The organism is Paraburkholderia sp. AV2, assembly GCF_054968425.1.
The window spans coordinates 48,189-62,311 of the sequence record NZ_JBANLK010000019.1; the positions used below are offsets into that span (position 1 = coordinate 48,189).

Genomic DNA, 14,123 nt, shown 5'->3' on the forward strand with positions numbered 1-14,123 from the left:
GCGGCTCCGGCAAAAAGAAGGCCGGCTCACTAGCCTGCACAGCCCACCCTCACGCCGAATAAAGCCCCTCCGGCCCGTTGCGCAGCGTCCGCGCCAGATGCGTGAGCCCTTCGCGCAAGGCGTCGTCGCTGCGCGCGCCGCTCAGGCTGAGCCGCACGGCATGCGGCGCCGACCCGCGCCCGATCACGAAGCTGTCCGCCGTCTTCACGAGCACGCCCACGTGCCGCAAGGCCGTGGCGAATTCCGCCGCTCGCCACGGTTCGGCGAGCGGCAGCCACAGATGCGGGCTGGCCGGATCGCGGCGGTAAGGCGTGCCGTCCAGCACCTCGGCGGCGACGGCCTGGCGAGCGTCGATGAACGTGCGCTGCTGCGCGATCAGCCGGTCGATCTCGCCGCCCTCGATCCAGCGCGCCGCGATCTCCGCGCAAAGCGGCGCCGTCATCCAGCAGTCGCTGCGGATCACGGCGAGTATCTTGCCCACCCAGTCCTGCGGCGCCTGGACATAGCCGATCCGCAACCCGGGCGCTACGGCCTTCGAGAGGCTGCCGATCACGATGCCCTGCTCCGGCAAGCGCGCCGCGATGGGCGTCGGCGGCGCATCGAGCAGCGCGGCCGGCACGAGATCCTCGATCACCACGAGGTTATGGCGCAACGCGACGTCGGCAATGGCGAGGCGGCGCGCCTCGGAAAGCGTCGCCGTGGTGGGGTTGTGCAACGTTGGCACGCAGAAGAGCGCGCGCGGGGCGAGCAGTTGGCACGCGCGTTCGAGTGCCGCGGGCACGATCCCTTCGTCGTCGATCTCGATGCCCACCAGATTCAGGCGCAACTGGCGCGCAAGCGCGACGATGCCGGGGTAGCTAAGCGCCTCCGCAAAGATCGTGTCGCCCGGGCGCAGCACGGCGCGCAACACGCAGGCGAGACCGTGCTGCGCCCCCTGCGTCACGAGCACGCGCTCGGCAGGCCCCGGCGCGCCCATGCGCGCGAGCCAGCGCGCGCCCGCCTCGCGATGCGAGCGCCGGCCGCCCTCGGGTTGATAGAGCAGCAGTTCGCCGGAGAGCCGTTCGTCCGCGGCGAGTTCGCGCAGCGTGGCGGAGAGGAGAGAGGCCTCGTCGGTGGGAATCGGCACGTTTTGTCCGAGATCGATGGGACGGCTCGCGGCTGCCACACCCACCGCAGCCGCCGCACCGGTGCCGCCACCGTTCGCGGTCAGAGCCATCGCGGTTTGCGCCGGAGCGGCCGTAAGGCGCCCCAAGCCCTGCCCGTCGGCATCCGGCTCGGCCACATAGGTGCCGTCGCCCACGCGCGCCACCACCATGCCGCAGCGTTCGAGTTCCGCGTAGGCGCGGCTCACGGTCCCTGTCGTGACCCTCAATTTCTTCGCGAGCAGACGGTGCGCGGGCAATTTTTCGCCCGGCAGCATCTGGCCGCCGCGGATGGCCTGCTCGTAGGCCTGCGCAATTGCCCGGTATTTCGGCTCGTTGCTACGAGGCAACGTAGTGGGTAACCAGCCGTTCATGGTGTTTTCCCGGAGTCTCCTGAGGCTGCGCCGTGCGCGCGCCAATGCCATCAATTATCGCGCCCAATCCGCAGAAATGAAGGCTGTCATTTACTTCAATTGACTTCATTGAACCCCGCCAATCGACCCCCTAGCATGCCGTAACGCTTACACGGGCACTGGAGACAACACGCAGCCCGGCGCGCCCGCGCCACCGGCCAGCGGCATAACCACCATGACAAACCGCATCGCTCGCATCACCGTCAGCCATCATCGCCTGCCGCTCGTGCCGCCGTTCCCGGCCTCGTGGGACAGCCGCCCCCGTCACGCATTTCCCGCCACCGTCGTACGCGTCGAAGACAGCGAAGGCCGCGTCGGCTGCGGTTCCGGCGACGCCATGTACGGCTTCGACGACTACCGCCACCTCTTCATCGGCGCCGATCCCCTCGATCTCGCGCGGCACTCGGCCGTGATCGAGAACGTCAGCTTCCATGCCGGGCGCCTCTGGCCGCTCGACGTCGCGCTCTGGGACCTCGCCGGCAAGATCCGCGGCGAGCCCTGCTGGAAGATGGCGGGCGGCCGCTCGCGGCGCGTGCGCGCGTACGCATCGTCGGGCGTGCACCGCTCGCTCGACGGCATGGCGCACTGGGCCAGGCACTGCGTGTCGCGTGGCTTTCCCGCGCTGAAGGTGCGCTTCGGCCGTCCGAGCCTTGCCGACGATCTCGCCGCGCTGGCCACCGTGCGCGAAGCCGCGGGCGAGCACATCGAACTGATGGTGGACTGCAACCAGGGCTGGCGCATGCCCTGGGACACCCAGGCACCCTGGAGCGCCGACGACGCGCTCGCGGTGATCCGCCAGCTCGAACGCTATCGCGTGTACTGGGTGGAAGAGCCGCTCCACCGCGGCGACTACGCGGGCCACGAACGCCTGCGCAAGGAAAGCGGCGGGCTCGGCATTCGTATCGCGGGCGGCGAGATGACGCGCGACGCGCACGAGTTCCAGGCGCTGCTGGAGCGCGACTGCCTCGACGTCTATCAGCCCGACGTGGTCTGCTCGCTCGGCATGGAAGGCGCACGCCGCCTCGCCGCCCAGATCGAAGCGCGCGGCCGCCTCTTCACGCCGCACACGTGGGGCAACGGCATCGGGCTCGCGGCGAATCTGCACGTGGTTGCCGGCGCGATGGGCACGCAGGGCGCCCCCTTCGTCGAATTCCCGTACGACCCGCCCGAGTGGACACCCGAACGCCGCGACTTTCCGCTCACGCGTCCCATCGAAATCGACGGCGGCGGGTGGATCGACCTTGGCGACGCGCCGGGCCTCGGCATCGAGCTGAACGAGGCCGTGCTCGCCTCGACGCTGGCAACCGATAGCCGCTACGACTGAAACCTTTTCCGGGCCGCCGCCGGGCGCGGCGGACCTGCCTTTTCCTCGCAGTAGCGATAGCGCGTGACCGATGAATTCAATAAAACGGAGACATGCAATGAAAACCCTGACCCATCTGATTCGCGCGGCGTGCCTCGCCGCGCCGCTCGCGGTAGCCGCCTTGCCCGCGCACGCGGCCGGCACCTGGTGCAGCAGCGGCAAGCCCGTCCATTTCGCGGGCATTACCTGGGAAAGCGGCAGCTTCACGAGCGAAGTGCTGCGCTACGTGCTGAAGAACGGCTATGGCTGCCAGACCGACGACGTGCCGGGCAGCACCGCGGCCACGGAAACGGCGCTCTCGCGCAATGATCTGCAGGTGTGGGCCGAACAGTGGACCGGCCGCTCGGAAATCATCGCGGGCGCGGAGAAGGCCGGCACCGTCAAGCTCGTTGGAGACACGCTGCCGGGCGGCACGAAGGAAGGCTGGTACGTGCCCGACTACGTGATCCACGGCGATCCGAAGCGCGGCATCAAGGCCAGCGCGCCGGACCTGCAGTCGGTGAGCGATCTGCCGAAGTACAAGACGCTCTTCGTCGACGACGAGGAACCGGATCACGGCCGCTTCCTGAACTGCCCCTCGGGCTGGGACTGCGAACGCGTGAACACACGTCTTCTGAAGCTGCTCAAGCTCGACGACAGCTACACGAACTTCCGCCCCGGCACGGGCGCGGCGCTCGACGCGGCGATCTCGTCGGCCTACGAACGCGGCAAGCCGATTCTCACCTACTACTGGGAGCCGGCTGCGCTGATGGCCAGGTACAAGTTCGTACAACTCAAGATGCCGCCGTTCAACGAAGCCTGCTGGAAGACGCTGCGCGCGGAAAACAGTCCGCAGCAGTGCGCGTCCTCGTATCTGGTCTCGCATCTGAAGATCGGCGTTTCGACGCCGTTCTACCAGGCCGAACCGGACGTGATGGCCTTCTTCTCGAAGGTCAGCTTTCCGATCGATTTCCTGAACACGACCATTCTCGACATGACCGAGCATAAGGTCGATGCGCAGACCGAAGCGACGAAGTTCCTCAAGGAACACCCCGAAATGTGGAAGTCGTGGGTTCCGGCCGACGTCGCCGCGAAGGTCCAGAAATCGCTCGGCGCCTGATCGCCCGCGCAACCGGATTCCCTCCTCAACACCTTATCGACAAGCAATAAAACGGAGCCGCCCGAAGGCGGTTCCATTTGGAGACTACTGTGAAAAAGAAGATTCTCGCGGCCATGCCGTTCGCCCTCGCCATGGCCGGCGCCCATGCGCAGAGCAGCGTGACGCTGTACGGCGTCCTCGACCTCGGCGTCGACTACTCGAACAACGTTGTCGGCGGCTCGAACGGCCAGCTCGTGCCGGGCAGCGGCGGCCACCTCGTGCAGATGCAAAGCGGCGTGCCCGCGGGCAGCCGCTGGGGCCTGCGCGGTTCGGAAGAGCTGGGCGGCGGCCTCTCGGCGGTCTTCGACCTCGAAAGCGGCATCGACGTCGCCACCGGGGCCATGGGCAGCGGCCTGCTCTTCTCGCGTAACGCCTACGTCGGCCTGAAGTCCGATCAGTACGGCCAGATCACGCTGGGCAAGCAGTGGGACGCGACCGTCGACCTGATCGAGCCGTTCACGCTGAACGGCAACTATGGCGGCTGGTACTTCGCACACCCGAACGACATGGACAACCTCGACAACGGTTTCCCGGTCAACAACGCAATCAAGTACGTGAGCCCGAAGATCGCCGGTCTGCAGTTCGAAGGCCACTACTCGCTCGGCGGGCAGGCAGGCCAGTTCTCGAACAACGCCTCGTACAGCGCGGCCGCCGCGTACACGCTCGGCCAGTTCAGCGCGGGCGTGGGCTACCTGCGCGTAAACGACCCGATCGTGTCGGTGACCGGCTACGGCAGCGGCGGCAGCTATGTCAACGCCATCTACGGCAATGCACTCGCGAACGCACGCTACCAAGGCATTCTCTCGGCCGGCGCGTCATACGTGCTCGGCAGCCTGAAGGTGATGTTCGACTACACGAACGTGGATTTCGCCTCGGCCGACGGCAGCCACGACCTGCATTTCCAGAACTACGAAGTTTCGGGATCCTACTTCATTACGCCGTCGTGGCTCATCGCCGGGGGCTATACCTTCACGGACGGCCTCGATCACGCCACCGACGGTTCGCCGAAGTACCACCAGGTCAACCTGATCACGCAGTACTCGTTCTCGAAGCGCACGTCGGTCTACCTGATGGGCTCGTACCAGCACGCGGCGGGTTCGGCCGAGAACGCGCAGATCACGGCCTTCAATCCGTCGAGCACGCAGAATCAGATCGTCACGCGCGTGGGTATCACGCACTCGTTCTAAAGTCTGACGCGCCGGCGCGCAATTGGCCCCTTCTGCGCCGGCGCTTTTTTCTTCGCATCACGAGGTCGTCATCATGCGCCGCCTTCCCTCGCTCTCCGCACTGCGTTCATTCGAGGAGGCGAGCCGGACTCTCAGCTTCACGAAGGCCGCCCAGAACCTGCACGTCACGCAAGGCGCGATCAGCCGGCAGATCCGGCTGCTGGAAGACTATCTGGGCACGCCGCTCTTCATGCGCCATCATCACCGCCTCGAGATCACCGCGGCGGGCAAGCGCCTGCTGCCCACGCTGCAGGCCGCGTTCGACAGCATCGCCCACACCCTCGACACGATCCGCTCCGACCCGTCCAACAGCCTCCTGAGCGTCAACGCCGCACCCACGCTCGCCACGCGCTGGCTCACGCCGCGCCTGCGCGACTTTCAGGGACGTCATCCCGACCTGCGCATTTCCGTGACGAACGAATACGGCCCGCTGCACGGCACCGAGCGCAACGAGGATTGCCAGATTCGCTTCGGCATGGAGCCGCTGCCGGGGGGCCAGAGCACACTGCTGATGCGCGAGCGCCACGTGCTGGTGGGCTCGGCACGCGAGTTCGACGGGCCGCCCGCCGACGAAGCCGCGCTACGCGCGCTGCTCACCGCGCATCCGTGGCTCTATATCCTCGACATCGACCGGCGCCTGCTGGTGTGGGAAGCGTGGCTCGAAGCGGCGGGGCTCGACGTGCCCATGGCAAGCGCCGGCGAACTCGAATTCAGCACGCTGGACCAGGTGATCCACGCGGTGGTGGCGGGTCTGGGCATTGCGGTGGCGGACCGGCACATGATCGAGCCGGAACTCGCGAACGGCACGCTCGTGCAGTTGAGCCCCGTTGAAGTGACGGGGCCCTCGGGGTACTGGCTCGATGTGCGGCCCGAAGTGCAGGACACGCTGCGCGTGCGCAATTTCAGCGGATGGCTCGTCGAACAGCATGCCGTGCGGGGATAAATACCCTGCTCGTCGCATCCTGCGACGTTTTGCCTCTCAAGCTCGAACCCTCCCCGGCCGTCAACCCGGTGTGAGTTAAGGCGTACTGCCCCGTGCCGCTCGCGCACCGGCCGCACGCCCGACCTCGAAAGTCCACCGCCTTGGGTTCGAGCATGCTTCATACGAGCAGTTACGCCATTCCGATTTCCCGCCTGATCACGCGCCCCATGCTGACGTGCGCTCCCTCCACGCCGGTCCGCGAAGTCGCAAGGCGCATCTTCGCCGAGCGTTGCAGTTCGATCGTCGTGATGGAAGACGGCGAGCCCGTTGGAATCTGGACCGAGCAGGACGCGCTCGCCGTCAGCGAGCATGCGGACGAACTCGACCGGCCGATCAGCACCGTGATGAGCGCCCCGCTGCTCACGCTCGACGCCCATACATCGCTGGGCGAAGCGGCAGTCCGCTTCAAGCATTCGGGAATCCGCCACTTCGGGGTCGTGCGCGACGGTGTTTGCATCGGCGTGCTCACGCAGACCGACGTCGTCGTGAACCAGGGTGCCGAATTCTTTCTGCACCTCAAGCCCATCGAGGCCATCCACGTGCAGCCGCTCGTCAGCGTGCCCGCCGGCCGGCCCCTGCACGAGGCGATCGCGCAGATGCGGGCGAGGAAGCTCGACGCCATCGTCGTCGCGTATGCCGGCGGCGAGCACGGCATCCTGACCGAGCGCGACGTGGTGCGCCTCATCGCGAGCGACGCCCTGAACGGCGAGGTCGGCGATCACGCCAGCCATCCCCTGCAAACGCTTTCGGCCACCCAGAGCCTGTATGCCGCGCAGCACTTCATGCTGCAGCAGCACATCCGTCACGTGGGCGTATGCGACAACGCCGGCCGCCTCGCCGGACTCCTGAGCTTCGCGGACATCCTCCAGAACATCGAGGACGAGTACGTGAACGAACTGCACAGTGCACTGCGCGAGCGCGACGAAGCGCTCGGCCGCGCGAGGTTCAGTCTGCGCATGGCTGACCGCGTGTTCGAGTCGGCGCTCGAAGGCATCATGGTGACCGACCGGAACGCGAAAATAGAGCGCGTGAACCAGGCGTTCACGCGTCTCACGGGCTACACGGAGGAGGAAGTTGTCGGGCGCAATCCGAGCCTCCTGAACTCGGGGCACCAGGACGCCGCGTTCTATGGGGAGTTGTGGGACTCCCTGAAGACCAACGGGCATTGGCAGGGCGAGATCTGGAATCGCCGCAAGAACGGCGAGCTTTACCTCGAATACCTCACCATCACGGGCATACGCGACAACGACGGCAACATATCGCACTACGCAGGCATTTTCTCCGACATCACGCAGCGGCGTCAGACCGAAGAGCGCCTGCGCTACCTCGCCACGCACGACGTGCTGACGGGGCTCGCGAATCGCGTGCTGTTCGAGGAGCGGCTCGAACGCGCGATCCTCCATGCCCAGCGCGGCGGCCGCCAGTTCGCCGTGATGTATCTCGACCTGGACCGCTTCAAGCTCGTCAACGACACGCTTGGCCACAGCGCCGGCGACGAGGTGCTCAAGATTGTCGCGGAACGGCTGCGCCGGCGCCTGCGCGAGAGCGATACCGTCGCGAGGCTCGGCGGGGACGAATTTGCCTTCGTGCTCGAAGACATCAGCGATATCCGCGACGTAGGCCGCCTCGCGCGCACGCTGCTCGATTCGGTGGGCGAGGCCATCCCGGTCGGCGGGCGCGAGATCTTCACGACGCCCAGCATCGGCATCAGTATCTTCCCCGACGACGGCACGCAGGCCGAGCCCTTGATGATGCGCGCCGACCAGGCGATGTACAGCGCAAAAAACCGCGGACGCAACGTCTTCCAGTTCTTCGAGAGCCGGATGACATCGTCGGCGATGGCCCAGCTCGAAACGCTGGGCGAATTGCATCGCGCACTCGAACAACACGAATTCCGTCTGTTCTACCAGCCGCAGTACGATCTCTCCACCGGCCGCGTCGTCGGCGTGGAGGCCTTGCTGCGCTGGCAGCATCCGCGCCGCGGACTCGTGCCGCCGGGCGAGTTCATCGCCATTGCCGAGCAATCCGCGTTGATCGTTCCGCTGGGGCGCTGGGTATTGCGCGAAGCCTGCCGTCAGGCGCGCGCATGGCTCGACGCCGGCATCGAGTTCGGCCGCGTCGCGGTCAATCTCTCCGCGCGGCAATGTTTCACCGACGGGTTCCTGGCCGACCTGAGCGAGATTCTCAGCGAGACCGCGCTGCCGGCCGAACGGCTTCAGCTCGAATTGCTCGAAAGCATGGCGATGAATACGCGCGAAGACATCGTCTCGCTGCTGCGCGAACTGGTGGCGCGGCGAGTGAGCCTCGCCATCGACGACTTCGGCACAGGCTACTCGTCGCTCGCCTACCTGAAGGATCTGCCCGTCGATACGCTGAAGATCGACCGCTCGTTTCTGGCCGGCGACGAGACGCACAACTCGGACCGGGCGATCATCCGTGCGGCCGTTGCGATGGGACGGGCACTCGGTCTCGACGTGATTATGGAGGGTGTCGAAACACCCGAGCAGGTGGCCTTCCTGCGCGAGGCCGGATGTCACGGCGCGCAGGGCTATCTGCTGGCAAAGCCGCAGCCCGTGGAGTCATTGACCGGGCTGATGCTGCGGCAGTGCGCGCAAGCGCTCGCGCCATCGGCTTGAGGGACGGCCGGCCGTCGCCCGAAGCCGTCAACCCTGCCCTCAACCCATCAACACGGTGACGGCGTCTTCCAGTGTCTGAGCCTGCTGGTTCAGCGCCGTGGACGCTGCTGCGGACTCCTCAACGAGCGTTGCATTCATCTGGGTGATCTGCGCAAGCTGCTCCACGGCAATCTGCGACTCGGCGATCTCGACGCTTTGTCCGCTGCTCGCTTCGGCAATGTCCGAAATGGCCCGCGTGAGTTCGGCGACGGACTGTTCGACCTTGCTCATGTCGGCGCCGGCGCCCGCCGCAGCCTGGGCACTCGCCCTCATCATGTCGAGCGAAGTGTCGATCAGCGCCTTGATCTCCCTGGCCGCAGCCTCGGAACGCTTGGCCAGCGTGCGCACCTCGCCGGCCACGACGGCGAATCCGCGGCCGTTCTGCCCCGCTCTCGCGGCTTCCACCGACGCATTCAGGGCGAGCAGGTTCGTTTGAAACGCAATGCTGTCGATCGTGGTCGTAATTTCCGAAATGCGTCGCGAGTGACCGGCCAACGCATCCGTTAGCTGTGCCGACCGGCGCGCCGCCTCGGCGGCGGCCGAAGCGGCTTCCGCCGTCCGGCTTCCTTCGGTGCGCGCCAGCCTGGCCGATTCGGCATTGTGCCGTGCCGTTTCGGTAATCTGCCCCAATGTCGCGGTGGTCTGCTCGATCGCGCTCGCCTGCTGCTCCGTGCGCATGGAGAGATTGGCATTACCTTCGGCCAACCCCGCGGAAGCGCCTCGCACCTTGTCGATCGAGCCGCGTGCGTCCATCAATACGCCAATCGTCTTTCCGTTCATCTGGTTGAGCAAGCGCCCGAGCAGGCGCGTATGAGAATCGCCCGACTCGTGAAAGCGATGCTGCAGTTCGCCCGAGAGCACCACGAACGCGCTGGCGCTCATCCGGGCAAGCGGTGCGAACACGTTGCGGGTCAGCCACACGGCCATCAGGGCGCAAGACAGTGCCGCCGCGACCGCGATCGACCATCCGAGCCGCAGCCCCGCCATGCGGGTAAAAAGCCCGCTCGTCATGCACGCCGGAACGAGCAGGATCATCAGTGCCTGCGCCGCCATGATGAAGTCCAGGCGGCCAACGGCCGAAAGGCCGAGCAGCCGCTGGGGAAGACCGGCCAGGCCTTTGCGGACGGCCCGCCCGCCTGCGAGGCGCCACTTCCCGCCCTGCTCGCGCCGCAGGTCTGCATACAGGCGTTCGGCCGCCGCGATTTCGGCCTCGGCCGGGCGCGTGCGCACGGAAACGTAACCCGTTGCCTCGCCGTCGCGCATGGCCGGCGTGACGTTGGCGAGCACCCAGTAGAATCCGCCGTCCTTGCGCCGGTTCTTGACGACGCCCGACCACGGACGGCCGCTCCGGATCGTGCGCCACAGATCTTCGAAGGCTTCCGCCGGCATGTCAGGATGCCGAACGATATTCTGTGGCGCGCCGATCACCTCGTCGCGCGAGAATCCGCTCGCGCAAAGGAAAGCCTCATTGGCGTACTCGATTACGCCGGTGCTATCCGTACGGGTGATGATGACCTCGTCCTGTGACAACACATATTCGTGATCTGTAATCGGGACGTTGATGCGCATCGTCGTGATTGGTCTCGTCGTTTCATGGGCTCCCCCTTGAGCGGAAGCTCGCCTACCCCTGGGGTTCCCGGTCCGGCCGATACGTCCAGACACGGACTATCGAGAACGAACGCAAGTATGCCCGCAGGAGCGGCTTTAACAATTTTTACAATTTGACGAGAATCAACAAATCGACGCGAATTTTTCTTCGGCCAGCCGTAAGGGCCATCGCGAGCCGCGTTACCGCCGCCCTCGGCCGGCTGCGCGGCGGCGGCGCGCCGCGTTATAGCCGGCCGTGGGTGTTCAGCCCAATCCCCCCATCATCATGTACTTCGTTTCGAGGTACTCATCGAGCCCGTACTTCGAGCCCTCGCGGCCGAGCCCCGATTCCTTCACACCGCCGAACGGCGCGACCTCGGTTGAAATAATGCCTTCGTTGATGCCCACCATGCCGCTTTCGAGCGCAGCCGCCACGCGCCAGACCCGGCCGATGTCGCGCGCGTAGAAGTACGCCGAGAGGCCGAAGTCGGTATCGTTCGCCGCTTGAACCGCCTCCTCCTCGGTCTCGAAGCGGAACACGGCTGCCACCGGCCCGAAAGTTTCCTCGTGCGCGAGCATCATCCCGCCGTGCGCGCCGGTAATCACGGTAGGCTCGTAGAACGTGCCGCCGAGCGTGTGCGGACGACCGCCGCACACCACCGTGCCGCCCTTGTCCTTCGCATCGCTCACGTGCGCTTCCACCTTGTGCAGCGCGGCGCGATTGATGAGCGGCCCCTGCGTCGCGCCCGGCTCCATGCCGTTCGCCACGTGCAAGGCCTCGACTGCCTTCACAAGCTTCGCAACGAACGCGTCGTGCACGCCGGCCTGAACGAAGAAGCGGTTCACGCACACACAAGTCTGCCCTGTGTTGCGGAACTTCGAGGCCATCGCCCCAACCACCGCCGCGTCGAGATCGGCATCGTCGAACACGATGAACGGCGCGTTGCCGCCCAACTCCAGCGAGACCTTCTTGACGCTGTCCGCCGCCGCGCGCATGAGCAGCTTGCCCACGCGCGTCGAGCCCGTAAACGAGATCTTGCGCACGGCCTTGGACGCCATCAGCGTATCGCCGATGGCGGGCGCGTCGCCCGACACCACGTTGAACACGCCGCGCGGGATGCCGGCGCGCTCGGCCAGCACCGCAAGCGCGAACGCGGAAAGCGGAGTTTCCTCCGAAGGCTTGAGCACCATCGTGCAGCCCGCCGCCAGCGCGGGGCCCGCCTTGCGCGTGACCATCGCCAGCGGGAAATTCCATGGCGTGATGGCGCCGACCACCCCCACCGGCTCCTTCATCACGACGATGCGCGAGCCCTTCTTCGGCGCCGGAATCACGTCGCCGTAGGCGCGCCGCGCTTCTTCGGCGAACCACGTCAGGAAGCTCGCCGCATAGGCCACTTCGCCCTGCGCTTCCGCGTACGGCTTGCCCTGCTCCGCGGTCATGATCCGTGCGAGGTCGTCGCGGTGTTCGAGCATCAGTTCGCCCCAGCGGCGCACCTTCTCGCCGCGCTCGGCGGCCGTGGCGTCGCGCCATGCCGGGAAAGCCTGCGACGCCGCCGCGACGGCCTGCAGCGTCTCGCGCCCGCCGGCCCGCGCCACCTGCGCGAGCGGCTGCCCGCTTGCCGGGTCGACGACCGCATAGGTCGACTCGCTCTCGACCCATTCGCCGTCGATATAGTTCGTCATGCGCCAGAGCGCCCGATCCTCGAGGCCTTCGATCATGCTGCAATCTCCAGTCGGCGCGACGGACGCGCCACGCGCGGAATGCGCGCCGTGACGTAGTCGTTGATCACGTCGCAAGGCGTGTAGTTGCGATCGAGTTCGTACAACTCGTCGGCGTCGAGCTTCATTTCCAGCGCCGCGAGCGCGCTTTCGAACTGCGCAACGGTATCCGCGCCCACCAGCATCGACGAAACGCCGTTGCGCCCGAGCACCCACGCCTGCGCGATCTGCGCGCACGAAACACCGCGCGCGAGCGCCACTTCGGCAACCGAATGCGCGATATTGCGCGATGCTTCGTCGTCGTACATCTGCCCGGTGAAGAAGTCGGTCTGGTTGCGCACCGACTTCGCGTCGCCGGACAACAGGCCGCGCGCGAGCGGGCTGAACACCGAAACGCCCACGCCCTGATCGACGCAGAACGGAATCATCTCGCGCTCTTCCTCGCGGTAGGCACAGTTCAGCTGCAGCTGCATGTTGATCGGCCGCGCGAAGCCATGACGCTCGCAGGCCTGCAGGATCTTCGCGAACTGCCACGTGAACATCGTCGAGACGCCGATATAGCGCGCCTTGCCCGAGCGCACGATGTCGTTCAGCGCGTCCATCGTTTCCTCGACGGGCGTGTTCACGTCGAAGTAATGCAGCATGTAGACATCGACGTAATCGGTCTGCAAGCGGCGCAGCGACCCGTCGATACCGTCCATGATGTGCTTGCGCGAATGACCCTGGTTGTTCACGCCATTGCCGATGGGATAGCCCACCTTGGTCGTGAGCACCAGTTCGTCGCGCTTCGCGAGCCGGCGCACGATGCGCCCGACCACCTCCTCGCCCACGCCGGTCGAGTAGAAGTCGGCGAGGTCGATGAAATTGACGCCCGCTTCGAGGGCACGGCGCACGATCGGCTCGCTCTGCTCCTCGTTGTAGATCCACGGCTTCCAGTCCGGCGTGCCCATGTTCATGGTGCCGAGGCACAGGCGCGAAACCTTCAGGCCCGAGCGTCCCAGTTGGATGTATTGCATTGCAGTCACCTTGCAGTCGATGGGATCGGGCCGATTCAGGCCGCGCGGGCCTTGGGCGTATAGAAAGGATTGCTGATCTGGTCGCGCACTTCGGCGAGCTTGTCGAGCTTGGGCAGTCCGTTCATCGCGGCGTGGATAGCCGTCTTGCAGGCCGTGTAGTTGTTCTCGTAGACGGCGTCGAGATCGTCGCAGGACCAGTTCACCCAGTTCGCCGTGACGATGCACCATTCGTTCTCCGCTTCCGGCGGCAGCGTGCCGTCCAGCATCGCCTCGGTCACCGCCTTCGCGATGGCGGCCTGGGAGGCGCCCCAGGTAGCGTTGCCGTGCAGGTCGCCGCGAATGTCGGCCTTGTTCACGTAGAGCGTGACGGGCTTGACCGGCACGTTCGGCTGTGCGACCACCATGAAGGGCACATGACCCTGCGACGGCGACGAAAGGCTGTTCGTGAACGCCTGGCCAACGGGGCCGCTGCGCGGACCGATCATGATGTTGATGTGGGCAGCGTTTACGCCTGGTCCCGCGAAACCTTCACCGATATAGACTTCCAAGGCTTTCATGTCCGACTCCGTCTCCTGAATTACCGGGGTTGTTGTGCAGCGCAGCGGCCTATCGGAAGCATCCGGGAACCGTCCGGGAAAATCTCGGTTTGCCGATACGGCCTGCGCGTCGAGACGAATTGCAGCACAAGCAACACGCTCACAAAAGCTACGAAATCTCATGGGGGCATGAGGCGTATTCATCGCCGCGAGCGCGGTGTCGCATGGCATGAGATCAGGTAATGCTTCGATGACTATTCGTGGCTTCGCAACCCTAAACGCTGCCGCTAGACTCTGTTCGCGTGAATCAAACGACTTGGCCCGAA

Annotated in this window: 10 protein-coding genes; 5 read left to right on the forward strand and 5 right to left on the reverse strand. The window is 66.0% G+C overall.

Annotated features, from left to right (window positions below; all coding sequences use genetic code 11):
- Positions 1 to 49: 49 nt before the first annotated feature.
- A complete protein-coding gene (locus tag V8683_RS15350) occupies positions 50 to 1,516 on the reverse strand; it encodes an aminotransferase-like domain-containing protein (protein WP_411193227.1) in 1,467 nt (488 codons plus the stop codon).
- A gap of 214 nt (positions 1,517 to 1,730) precedes the next feature.
- Here V8683_RS15350 and V8683_RS15355 point away from each other — a divergent pair, with 214 nt between their 5' ends.
- The 5 genes from V8683_RS15355 (at position 1,731) to V8683_RS15375 (ending at position 8,900) form a co-directional block, all read left to right on the forward strand.
- A complete protein-coding gene (locus V8683_RS15355; protein WP_411193228.1) occupies positions 1,731 to 2,879 on the forward strand; it encodes a mandelate racemase/muconate lactonizing enzyme family protein in 1,149 nt (382 codons plus the stop codon).
- 97 nt (positions 2,880 to 2,976) lie between these two features.
- Complete coding sequence (locus V8683_RS15360; protein WP_411193229.1) at positions 2,977 to 4,017, forward strand: ABC transporter substrate-binding protein; 1,041 nt, start codon at positions 2,977 to 2,979, stop codon at positions 4,015 to 4,017.
- A gap of 113 nt (positions 4,018 to 4,130) precedes the next feature.
- Positions 4,131 to 5,243 (forward strand): porin, encoded by a 1,113-nt coding sequence (locus V8683_RS15365; RefSeq protein ID WP_411193566.1) that lies wholly within the window; start codon positions 4,131 to 4,133, stop codon positions 5,241 to 5,243.
- A 73-nt stretch (positions 5,244 to 5,316) separates the two neighbouring features.
- Positions 5,317 to 6,225 carry a LysR substrate-binding domain-containing protein gene (locus V8683_RS15370; RefSeq protein ID WP_411193230.1) on the forward strand — a complete coding sequence of 303 codons (909 nt, stop codon included), beginning with the start codon at positions 5,317 to 5,319 and terminating at the stop codon, positions 6,223 to 6,225.
- A 152-nt stretch (positions 6,226 to 6,377) separates the two neighbouring features.
- Complete coding sequence (locus V8683_RS15375; protein WP_411193231.1) at positions 6,378 to 8,900, forward strand: EAL domain-containing protein; 2,523 nt, start codon at positions 6,378 to 6,380, stop codon at positions 8,898 to 8,900.
- 39 nt (positions 8,901 to 8,939) lie between these two features.
- Here the strand turns inward: V8683_RS15375 and V8683_RS15380 are convergent, their stop codons facing one another.
- The 4 genes from V8683_RS15380 to fae all read right to left on the reverse strand — a co-directional run bounded on the left by V8683_RS15380 (position 8,940) and on the right by fae (position 13,818).
- Positions 8,940 to 10,508 (reverse strand): methyl-accepting chemotaxis protein, encoded by a 1,569-nt coding sequence (locus V8683_RS15380; protein WP_462880657.1) that lies wholly within the window; start codon positions 10,506 to 10,508, stop codon positions 8,940 to 8,942.
- A 282-nt stretch (positions 10,509 to 10,790) separates the two neighbouring features.
- Complete coding sequence (locus tag V8683_RS15385) at positions 10,791 to 12,245, reverse strand: NAD-dependent succinate-semialdehyde dehydrogenase (protein ID WP_411193233.1); 1,455 nt, start codon at positions 12,243 to 12,245, stop codon at positions 10,791 to 10,793.
- Positions 12,242 to 13,261, reverse strand: coding sequence for an aldo/keto reductase (locus V8683_RS15390; RefSeq protein WP_411193234.1), 1,020 nt, complete (start codon positions 13,259 to 13,261; stop codon positions 12,242 to 12,244). Before V8683_RS15390 ends, V8683_RS15385 begins: the two co-directional genes overlap by 4 nt.
- A 35-nt stretch (positions 13,262 to 13,296) precedes the next feature.
- Positions 13,297 to 13,818, reverse strand: coding sequence for a formaldehyde-activating enzyme (gene fae / locus V8683_RS15395; protein WP_411193235.1), 522 nt, complete (start codon positions 13,816 to 13,818; stop codon positions 13,297 to 13,299).
- Between the last annotated feature and the right edge of the window lie 305 nt (positions 13,819 to 14,123).

Coding starts and splice junctions, on each gene's coding strand:
- V8683_RS15380 (WP_462880657.1), bottom strand. CDS start 10,508: ATGCGCATCAACGTCCCGATTACAGATCACGAATATGTGTTGTCACAG.
- V8683_RS15355 (WP_411193228.1), top strand. CDS start 1,731: ATGACAAACCGCATCGCTCGCATCACCGTCAGCCATCATCGCCTGCCG.
- V8683_RS15360 (WP_411193229.1), top strand. CDS start 2,977: ATGAAAACCCTGACCCATCTGATTCGCGCGGCGTGCCTCGCCGCGCCG.
- fae (WP_411193235.1), bottom strand. CDS start 13,818: ATGAAAGCCTTGGAAGTCTATATCGGTGAAGGTTTCGCGGGACCAGGC.
- V8683_RS15370 (WP_411193230.1), top strand. CDS start 5,317: ATGCGCCGCCTTCCCTCGCTCTCCGCACTGCGTTCATTCGAGGAGGCG.
- V8683_RS15390 (WP_411193234.1), bottom strand. CDS start 13,261: ATGCAATACATCCAACTGGGACGCTCGGGCCTGAAGGTTTCGCGCCTG.
- V8683_RS15365 (WP_411193566.1), top strand. CDS start 4,131: ATGCCGTTCGCCCTCGCCATGGCCGGCGCCCATGCGCAGAGCAGCGTG.
- V8683_RS15350 (WP_411193227.1), bottom strand. CDS start 1,516: ATGAACGGCTGGTTACCCACTACGTTGCCTCGTAGCAACGAGCCGAAA.
- V8683_RS15385 (WP_411193233.1), bottom strand. CDS start 12,245: ATGATCGAAGGCCTCGAGGATCGGGCGCTCTGGCGCATGACGAACTAT.
- V8683_RS15375 (WP_411193231.1), top strand. CDS start 6,378: ATGCTTCATACGAGCAGTTACGCCATTCCGATTTCCCGCCTGATCACG.